This is a genomic window from Luteibacter sp. P4_E6, from assembly GCF_056401535.1.
This window is the reverse complement of sequence record NZ_JBFUJE010000706.1, coordinates 1-1,683: the sequence shown is the minus strand read 5'-3', so window position 1 is coordinate 1,683 and position 1,683 is coordinate 1. Positions and strand designations below refer to the sequence as shown.

Annotated in this window: 1 protein-coding gene; it reads right to left on the bottom strand. The window is 65.9% G+C overall.

Annotation, left to right across the window (positions count from 1 at the left end; genetic code table 11):
• Positions 1 to 1,683, bottom strand: a 1,683-nt coding sequence (locus AC1DT2_RS22615) for an aminotransferase class III-fold pyridoxal phosphate-dependent enzyme (RefSeq protein ID WP_477298887.1), incomplete at both ends; no start/stop codon positions are given.

Genomic DNA, 1,683 nt, shown 5'->3' with positions numbered 1-1,683 from the left:
CCCGAGGACAGCCTGGGCACCGCGCGGATGGGCGCGGAAGCCGGTAACCACTTCATCGAAGATGAGCAGCGAACCGGATTCTTCGGTGATCGCGCGCAGTTCCTGGAGAAACTCTACCGGCTGGAAATCGGGGCGAYGGCTCTGCACGGGCTCGACCAGGACGGCAGCGATATCCGAGGCGCGCTCGCGGATGATCTGCAGCGACTCAGGTGTGCCGTAGTCGAGCACGAGCACATGTTCGGAGGTATTGCGCAGGATGCCCGGCGCGGCGGGTACGGACTTCAGCTTCTTCGTGCCACGGACGATCACCTCGTCGAAGATCCCGTGGTACGAACCGGTAAAAATCACCAGCGTGTCGCGGCCGGTGACGGTGCGCGCCACGCGAACGCAGCCCATGACGGCTTCGGAGCCGGTATTGCACAAGGCGGCGCGGTCGAAGCCGGTAAGGTCGCAGACCTGTTTCGCCACGATGCCGGCGAGCGGATGCTGCGGGCCGATCTCGTAGCCCGCATCCAGCTGCTTGCGCACCGCGTCGAGCACGAAGTCGGGCTGCCAGCCGAACAGGTTCATGCCGAAGCCGTTGAGCGCGTCCACGTAACCGTTACCGTCGAGATCCCACACCTTCGATCCCTTGGAGCGCTCGATGACGATCTGATAGACGATCTCCTTCAACAACGGACGGAAGCCGTTGACGACGCGGGGATCGGCAAGATGGCCGCGGTGCTCTTCGGTATAGTCCTTGGATGTTTTCGTGCGCTCGATATAGCGGCGCATGAAGGCGTCGAGTCGCGCACGCTGGCGGCCGCTCAGTTCGGTAGCGCCGTGATGGATGCGGGCGATCGCACCAAAAGCCTTCTTGACGTCGTAGGTGGTATGGGCGAGCGCAGCCTCTTCGTCACTGGTGCTACCGCCCGGGCTGCTCTGTGTAGGAGCCGCTTCAGCGGCGATGGGTGCTTGCGGCAAACTGGCTATCGCCGCTGAAGCGGCTCCCACAAAGGCGGATGCGGGAGCGGCGGCTCCCGCCAGTAACGCCAACTGTTCCCGCATGATCTGCATCTGCTGCGCGATCACGTCCTGGACCAGTCCGCCGCCCATGGCCATCGCCACGGGCGCCGCCGCCGCGACCGGGGCGGGCATGGCCGCCGGCGCGGGCGCCACCGGCTGGGCTTCAGCCGGCAACAGGCGATCGATGTGTGCCGCGAGCCGCTCGAACGACGAGCAGCCGTCCATCAGTTCGCGGAAGGTGATCTTCAGTGCGTAGGTCTTCTGCAACTGCAAGGCCACCTGGGTGAGCGAGAGCGAGTCGAGCCCCAGTTCCACGAAGTTGGCGCCCGGGTCGACACCCTCCAGTTCGGTTCCCGAGACATCCTCGAACAGCGCGAGGAGTTCGCCGACGAGGCGCTGCGGACGAGCGTTGCTGGTGGGGGCGGAAGGCATCGGCATGAGGGGCTCCGGTACGACGGGAGAAACGGAAGGGGTGATATCGAGCGACGCGAACGGCGCGACCAGGGTCGGCGCGATCTGCGGAAGCTGAGGCAAAGGGGCGGCAGCGGCGATCGGAGTGACGGACGCCGGGAGGYGTGCGTCGATCCAGTGACGCTTGCGTTCGAAGGGGTAGGTGGGCAGGCGCACGTGGCGGCGGTTTTCGCGGTGGTCGAAGGCTGCCGTCGTCACCGCCACGCC